This window comes from Achromobacter sp. D7-1 (assembly GCF_059760445.1).
On sequence record NZ_JCBAMT010000059.1, the window covers coordinates 38,281 to 45,785 of the forward strand.

Annotated in this window: 9 protein-coding genes; 6 read left to right on the plus strand and 3 right to left on the minus strand. The window is 68.4% G+C overall.

Features of this window, described 5'->3' with window-relative positions; genetic code table 11:
* Positions 1–5: 5 nt before the first annotated feature.
* The 3 genes from AC6LKD_RS22450 to AC6LKD_RS22460 all read right to left on the minus strand — a co-directional run bounded on the left by AC6LKD_RS22450 (position 6) and on the right by AC6LKD_RS22460 (position 4,345).
* The gene (locus AC6LKD_RS22450) at positions 6–188 is read right to left on the minus strand and encodes a hypothetical protein (protein WP_013393312.1); all 183 of its coding nucleotides are present in this window, start codon (positions 186–188) and stop codon (positions 6–8) included.
* A gap of 18 nt (positions 189–206) precedes the next feature.
* Positions 207–2,213, minus strand: coding sequence for an alkaline phosphatase family protein (locus AC6LKD_RS22455; RefSeq protein ID WP_498117494.1), 2,007 nt, complete (start codon positions 2,211–2,213; stop codon positions 207–209).
* Between the two features lie 185 nt (positions 2,214–2,398).
* Positions 2,399–4,345 (minus strand): PhoX family protein, encoded by a 1,947-nt coding sequence (locus tag AC6LKD_RS22460; RefSeq protein ID WP_498117495.1) that lies wholly within the window; start codon positions 4,343–4,345, stop codon positions 2,399–2,401.
* 195 nt (positions 4,346–4,540) lie between these two features.
* On the opposite strand from AC6LKD_RS22460, the gene AC6LKD_RS22465 reads away from it, so the two are divergent.
* The 6 genes from AC6LKD_RS22465 to gspK form a co-directional block, all read left to right on the plus strand.
* Positions 4,541–4,975: a hypothetical protein gene (locus AC6LKD_RS22465; protein ID WP_498117496.1), complete on the plus strand. Its 435-nt coding sequence runs from the start codon at positions 4,541–4,543 to the stop codon at positions 4,973–4,975.
* A gap of 133 nt (positions 4,976–5,108) precedes the next feature.
* Complete coding sequence (gene gspG / locus AC6LKD_RS22470) at positions 5,109–5,537, plus strand: type II secretion system major pseudopilin GspG (protein WP_013393308.1); 429 nt, start codon at positions 5,109–5,111, stop codon at positions 5,535–5,537.
* Positions 5,509–5,997: a type II secretion system minor pseudopilin GspH gene (gene gspH, locus AC6LKD_RS22475; protein WP_492275619.1), complete on the plus strand. Its 489-nt coding sequence runs from the start codon at positions 5,509–5,511 to the stop codon at positions 5,995–5,997. The genes gspG and gspH overlap by 29 nt, the downstream gene beginning before the upstream one ends.
* On the plus strand, positions 5,984–6,385 hold the full coding sequence (gene gspI / locus AC6LKD_RS22480; protein ID WP_492275618.1) for a type II secretion system minor pseudopilin GspI: 402 nt from the start codon (positions 5,984–5,986) through the stop codon (positions 6,383–6,385). Before gspH ends, gspI begins: the two co-directional genes overlap by 14 nt.
* Before the next feature lie 2 nt (positions 6,386–6,387).
* On the plus strand, positions 6,388–6,993 hold the full coding sequence (locus AC6LKD_RS22485) for a PulJ/GspJ family protein (protein WP_498117497.1): 606 nt from the start codon (positions 6,388–6,390) through the stop codon (positions 6,991–6,993).
* On the plus strand, positions 6,990–7,505 hold a 516-nt coding region (gene gspK / locus AC6LKD_RS22490), incomplete at its 3' end, for a type II secretion system minor pseudopilin GspK (RefSeq protein WP_498117498.1). The genes AC6LKD_RS22485 and gspK, both read left to right, overlap by 4 nt.

Genomic DNA, 7,505 nt, shown 5'->3' on the forward strand with positions numbered 1-7,505 from the left:
GCGGCTCAGGGCGCGCAACGCAATTCGGGTTTGGTCGGCTCGGGCTTCGGCGTTTCGGGCTGGCCGGTGCCGGGGTCTTTGCCGCCGTCGCTGTCGCCGTCATCGCCGCCGCAGGCGGCCAGCGTGGCGCTCAGCATCAGCACCGCGCCCAGGCGCAGGAAACCGCGCAAGATCATGGACATGCTCATTTTTTTATCCTCGGTACATCAGGGAAACAGTTCGGAAACGGACTTGCCAGACAGGGCGAGCGACTTCACTTCAGCTTCGGTGAGCGCGCGCGACCAGTAGGCCAGGTCGTCGAAATACATCGTGTAGGGACCCTTGGTGCCGGCGCAGCAGACGCCATAGGTGCCGCGTCCGTCTTCATTCAGGCCGATGTGCGGCCCGTAGACGCCGGCGATCTTGGTCAGGTCGACCGAGCCGGTGCCGATGGTGCGCTGCGAGAAGCCCAGCTCGCTGTCGTAGACGGAAGCCGTCAGGGTCTTGGCCGTCTTGTTCACGGTCATCGCGACATACACGGGCTTGTTCGGCGTGAACTTGACGTTGTTGATGTCGACCCGCGAGCCGCCGCCGGCCAGGTTGAAGTACAGCACCGGGCCCGCCCATTGCGCGATGGTGATGCCGGGGTTGCCGCCCGAGTTGTAGTCCTTGTTGCCCAGGATGGAACGGTCGTTGGCGGTGCCGTCGGACTGGTACCAGAAGCCGATGGTGAAGGCCTGGGCCGCGTCCAGCATGCCTGCCGGGTAGTCCAGCTTGAAGCCGCCCAGGGCCGCCGCGCTGCGGTCGTTCTTGAACATCTTGCCGAACACGCCCGTATCGGCGTAGGCCGGCGTCTGCGTGCCGTCGAACGGCGTGATGGCCCCGCCGCCCGCGGCGACGTCGGTCATATTGCCTTCGAACGGGAACAGCATCGTCAGGCCGGTGCGCAGCGAAGCCAGCAGCGGCAGCGGCTTGGTGTAGGCCACCGTTGTGCGCGCGGCGCTGACCGCGTTGCCGACAGCGACGCTGTAGTTCAGCGTGTGCACGCCTTCGGTCTCGAACTTGAAGCCCTTGTCGACGTACTCGGCGGCCGTGCCGGGCACGCGCGCGATTTCCGCGCCGTCGCGGCTGATCACGATGTCGCCGGCGGGTTCGCCCACGCGCACCCAGCTCAAGGTCACGCTCTTGTTGTCGGTCGAGGTACGGGCGGCGGTGTGGCGCAGCGCCAGCTTGCCGGCCAGCGAGGTGCCCGCCATGTCGTAGTTGGCGGCGGCCGGCAACGCTTTCAGGTGGCCCAGCACCGTCGGCGCCACGTCGGCCGCGCTGGGCAGCGCGTACCAGTTGTTGTCCCACAAGCCGTCGAACGAAGCATCGTCGGCGCTGCCGCCCAGCAGCGCGGGCTGGTTCGCGGCCAGCAGGATGGTCTTGTTCGAGGACATGGGACGGCCATCGCTGGCGCCGGTCTTGCCCAGGCCATGGCTGGAAGCCACGATCACCAGCCACTTTTCGCCCGGGTGCTCAGCCTTGCGATCGGCGATCTGCTTGGCCAGCACGCCGATGGCCGCGTCGGCCTGGCGGATCGCGCCGTCATAGGCCGAGCCGAAGCCGTTCTCCGAGGCCACGCGTTCCGGCGCGCCGAACTGCGCCACCACCACGTCATAGCCTTCGGTAATGCGGTCGCGCGCCTGGGCGGCGACGCAATCGTCCGCGCCGGCACAGTCGGTCAGCGATTGCAGATAGCCTGCGTCGCGCTGGCCCGCGATGAGCCCGGCCAGCACCGTCGAATTGAAGGCGGCAGCGCTGCGCGCCTCGGGACGCGCCTGCTTGACGCGCTGGAACAGGGTCGGCGTTTGCAGCGTCTCGCCCTGCACGCTGTAGCGCACGCCGTGCTGGTCGGCCCATTGGCCCGTCAACAAGGTCGCCCAGCCCGGCGCCAGCAACGTCGGCTGCTGCGTGGGCGCGTCCGTCACGCCGCCGGTCCAGGCGCGCGTGGCGTTGAGTTGCGCCATGTTCGGCAGGGACTTGTCGGCAACACCCCGACGCATGGCGTCGTAGGTCAGGCCGTCGACGCCGATGAACAGCACCTTGTCGGCGGGCGTCGGATCCGGCTGGGTCACCGGCGGCTGGGTCGGCGGGGCTTCGGTGTCGTCGTCATCGTCGCTACCGCCGCAGCCCGCGAGGGCGCTGGTCGCCAGCAAGGCCGCGCACCATCTTCTCCAATTCAATGCTTGCATGCTTCTCTTCTCTTGTCATGAACAGGGTTTTACGCTGGGGCACATGATGGCCAGCAAAGGTGAAAGCCCCGTGAAGCGAAGAGAAGAAAGCCTGATCGACGGATCAGGATTCTTTTGCGCGGAATGCGCAAAAAAAGGCGGCTGCCCGAAGGAAGCCGCCCCGCGGCGAGAGGCAGGCCGCGGGCCTAGGCGCCGATCTTGACGCCGGTCAGATAGCCCACCGACGCGCCGAAGCCGTCCTTGTAGTTGGCCTTGACCAAGGGCTCCAGCGTCGACCGCACCACCGAGTGCACGCTTTGCCAGTCGGCCGCGTGCTGGAAGTTGCTGGTGATGTAGGTCCAGCCGTTGATCTCGTCCACCGCCTGCAAGCCGGTCGATTCCGCGGCCACCGGGCAAGACAGCAGGCGCGACAGCTGCTTGGTGTCGACGTTGTAGGCCCACAGGAAGTTGTTGACATGGCCGCCGCTGTCCTCGCCCACGAACAGCGTGCGCAGCTTCTCCGAGAACTTGAGGTTGTCGGGGTTGGAGACTTTGTCGGCGGCGTGGGTGTTGCCCAGCGCGTCGCGCGCCGCCAGCACTACGCCTACCAGTTCCGGCACTGCCGCCATGTCCACCGGCACCCAGGCGCTGTCGATCGCCTTGCCCTCGGTGTCGACCTGGCCTTCCTTCATATGTAGCTGGTAGACCGCGCCGGCCGCCGGGCCTTCGACCTTGAAGCCGGGAGACAGGCCATCGGTCATCGAACTGTCCACGCGCGACATCGCGCTGTAAGCGATCTTGTCCTTGACGTTGACGGTAGTGCCTTCCATCTTGGAGAAGGCCAGCGTGCCGCCGACCATGGCGGCATAGCGGTGGGTTTCCAGGAAGGCCCCGGCCACGTTGCGGCCGGGCTGCAGCTTGACCCAGTTGTCCTTGCCCGAATAGCGGATCTTGGTGAAGGCGGCATCCAGCGGATCCGTCGTGCGCACGTCCATGATGTCGGCGGCGCTCAACTGGTCGGCCAGCGCCTGCACTTCGGCGCTGGTGGCGTGGCCCAGCTTGATCCAGCTCAGCGTGCCGGCGCCCGGGCCAGTACCCGAAGTCTGCGTCCATTTGGCGACATACAGCGTGCCGGAAGAAAGATCGGCCTTGCGGTCGGCCACGAACATGAACAGGCCGCCGTTGGTGGCGTCGTCGCCCATCAGCGCGGTGCGCTGGTCGGGCATGACCTGCACCAGTTCATGCGAGATGCGGCCCATGCAATAGTGCTTCTTGATGGTGCCGGTGCCGTCCGGGTTGACGGTGACTTCGGGCATGTGGCCGTAGTGGTACGGATTGGCCTTGGCCGGATCGCCGTAGAGATTCTGGCTATAGGCCTGGAACGAGGTCGAAGCCTTGGCCGTGGTGGCGTCGGGCTCATACTCTTCGCTGGACAGGTGGGTGTTCCAGGGCGACAGGCTGGCCCCACAGGTGATCCACAGGCCGTGCACCGACGAGGTGTCCACGGTGTGGTACTTGACCAGGCTGAGCTTGCCCGTATTGGGGTCCTGCGACAGCGTCAGCACCGCGATCTGCGACGGCAGCAGGCCATACATGTCCTTGCCGGCCTGGTCCATGGACTGGTATTCGAACTGCACCACCGCGTACAGCGCGTTGCCGGCCACGCCTGCCACCTTGGTCGGCTCCGACAGGGACAGCAGCGACATGCCGTCCGGACAGTTCGAGAAGAACTGCCGCGCCTTGGCGGGCACCGAGTTGTCGACGATGGGCGCGCCCGCCAGGTTGTAGTAGCCACCGGCGATGACGTTGCCGCCCTTGCCGTCCGGCACGGGGTCGCCCGTCATGAAGAAAGGCTCGTAGCCCAATTCGACGCTGCGTTTGGAGCCGTCGCTGAAGGTCAGTTCCAGCGCCGAGGCGACCGTGGTGCGCGCCATCAATTCCGGCTGGGACAGCGAAGGCGCGGCCATGGAGGTGAAGGCGGCGGACTTGAAAGTGACCGGCGTGACGGGCGGCGCGCTGTCGTCATCGTCATCATCGCTGGAATTACAGCCGGCCAGCAGCGCGGCCAGGCTGACGCCGCCGATCGGCAGCATCGGCGCGCCTCCCAGCATTTTCAGGAGTCGGCGGCGATTGGCTTGGTTCTGGTCTTGCATGCGGGTGTTCCCTGTTGGAGAGGAGGTCTGCCCGGCTTGGGCATCCGGACTTGAGGGCATGCTAGACACGGGGCATGTACGAACGATGACAGGCATCCGCGGCTGCCGAGGCCTGCGCGGATGCCGCAGGCCATCGCAAGCCTGTCATGTAGCAACGCTATAGTCGGCCGCGTCGCAACCCGCCCTACTCGTTCCATGCCCCTGTCCCTGCGCCCGACCCTGCCCGCCGCGTTCCGCGTACTTGCCGTGTTGGCCTTGGCCGCCGGCCTGGGCGTGTGGGCGTCGATCCTGCTCGCGCCGAAGGCTGGCGCCTTGCCTCCCGCGGTCTCGGCAGCTGCGCCGCGCGCCGCGGACAACACGCCGGTCGCGTTGTGGTTCGGCAAGGACGAGGCCATGCGCACGCAGATCACCGTGCTGGGCGTGATCGCCGCAGGCGCCGACGGCGCCGCCGTGCTCAGCATCGACGGCGGCCCGCCGCTGGCCTGGCGCAGGGGCGGCGAAGTGGCCCCCGGCATCGTGCTGCGCGAGGTCGCCGCGGACGCGGTGACGGTGGAACAGGCCGGGCGCGCCAGCCGCCTGCCCGCCCCGGCCGCCCTGCCCGCGCCTGCCGGCATATCGCGCGAAAAATAGGCATCGCCGCGCCCGCGGCAATGCATGCCGTGCGCGCGGCACGCGCCTGCGCGGATTTGGCGGCGCCGTGAGTATTGCTGTCATATTTCATGTCCACAATCCTCCGCTTCTACTGAAAGACCGGAGTCATCAAGTGCGTCAGCTACCGCGCGGGCTTGCCCGCCAGCAAGGTTTCACCCTGATCGAGATCATGGTGGTGATTGTGATCATGGGGATACTGGCGGCGCTGATCGTGCCCCGCGTGCTGGACCGCCCCGACCAGGCCCGCCAGGTCGCCGCGCGCCAGGACATCGCCGGCATCATGCAGGCGCTGAAGCTGTATCGCCTGGACAACGGCCGCTACCCCAACACCGCGCAGGGCTTGCGCGCGCTGGTGCAGAAACCCGACGGCGCGACCAACTGGCGCGGCTACCTGGACAAGTTGCCCAACGATCCCTGGGGCCATCCCTATCAATACCTGAGCCCTGGCGTCAAAGGCGATATCGATGTGTTCTCGTTCGGCGCCGACAACAAGCCCGGCGGAGAAAGCGGCGATGCCGACATCGGTTCCTGGGAACTCTGAGCGCGGCTTCACGCTGGTCGAAGTCCTGGTGGTACTGGTGATCGTGGCGATCGCGGCCAGCATGGTGAGCCTGTCGGTGGGCCGCGGCGAAAACAGGCTGCGCGGCGACGCCCAGCGCCTGGCCGACGCCTTCACCGTGGCCCAGAGCGAAGCGCGCAGCGACGGCCGCGCCATCCGCTGGCTGGCCAACGGCCAAGGCTGGTCCTTCGAACGCCAGGGACGGCTGCCGGGCCTGAGCGCCGAGGAAGACCGACCCCTGCCGCCGGACCGACTGGAACGCGACGAGGTGCTGCGTCCGCAAGCGTGGTCGGCTGCGCCGGTAGCGCTGCGGCTCGATCCGGACCGGCCTCTGGTGTTCAACACGGAATGGGTCGCCGCGCCCATCACGCTGACGTTGAGCGCGGGCGATGCCCGCGTCACTTTGCAGCGCGACGCCGCGGGCCGCTATGAAATTCAATAGGCCGCCCCGCCCGCCTGATCGGCAGCGCGGATTCACGCTGATCGAAGTGCTGGTGGCCCTGGCCATCATCGCCGTCGCCATGGGCGCCGCCCTGCGCGCGACCGGAATCATGGCGGAGAACAACCGCGCCCTGCAGGACAAGACGCTGGCGCTGCTGGCCGCGCAGAACGCGCTGACCCAGCTACGGCTGGAGCAGACCCTGCCGCGCGCGGGCACGCGCAGCGCGCCCTGTCCGCAAGGCGGCCGGGCCCTGCAATGCGAGATGGAGTTTACGAATTCGATGAACCGCAGCTTCCGCCAGGTATCGGTCAAGGTGCGCCATGCCGCCGGTCCTCAGGCGGACACCGTGCTGTTGCAGCTCGACGGCCTGCTGTCCAGTCTGCGATAGCCATGCGCCGCCCTCCCCGATCCCAAGCCGGCTTCACGCTGATCGAAGTGCTGGTGGCCCTGGCGCTGATGGCGCTGGTCAGCCTGATGGCCTGGCGCGGCCTGGCCAGCGTGTCCGGCGCCCGCGACCGCATCGAGCAACAGGCCGAGGACATCGATGCCATCGTCCGCACGCTGGGCCAGATGGCGCGCGATGTCGAACTGTCCTACACCGGCCCCGGCTTCGACCCGGCGGGCCTGGACGCGCAGGCCTACACCAGCGGCCTGCGCCTGCTGCGGCGCGCCAGCGGCGGCCCGGTGTTCGAGATCCTGCGCCCCGATCCCGACGGCAACGGCCTGTGGCAGCGCGTGCAATGGCAGGTGCGCAAGGACGGCCTGTGGCGCGCCAGCGGGCCGTCGGCGGCGCGCAGTCCGCTGCCGGCCGCGGGCGACGGCATCCTGCTGCTGCCCGGCACGCGGGCCCTGAAGCTGCGCGCCTGGGTGCCGGGGACCGGCTGGGTGGATGGCGAAGCCAGCCTGGCCGCCTCTCCCAGCGGCCTGGAGATCGCGCTGGAGCGCGGCGCGCCCGCCGTCCCAGAGCGCTACACCCGCATGCTGGAGCTGCCATGAGCCCGGCTCGCCCGACCGGACGCGAACGCGGCGCCGCCGTGGTCAGCGCGCTCATCATCGTCGCCATCGTCGCGGCCTTGACCACCGGGCTGTTCCAGCGCCAGACCGCCAGCACGCGGCGCGTGGAAAACGAGATGGCGCGGGTCCAGGCGCGCGCGATGCTGGCGGGCGGCATAGACTGGGCCCGCCTGATCGTGCGCGACCACGGCAAGCGCGAATCGACCACCCGCGGCGACCAGATCTGGGCCACCCCGGTGCTGGACACCCGCATCGAGCGGCCCGGCGACGAGCGCGTCGCCGTGTTCTCCGGCCGCGTGCAGGACGAGCAAGGCAAGTACAACCTCTACAACCTGGCGAACAATGGCGTGCCGCAGCCCGAGCAGGAACTGGTGCTGCGTCGGCTGCTGAGCACGCTGCAGTTGCCGGACACGCTGGCCGCGCGCATGGTCGAGATCATGGCGGCCGCGCAGCCCGTGGCGCCCCCGGCGGATGCGCCCTCGGCGCCGCCGGGG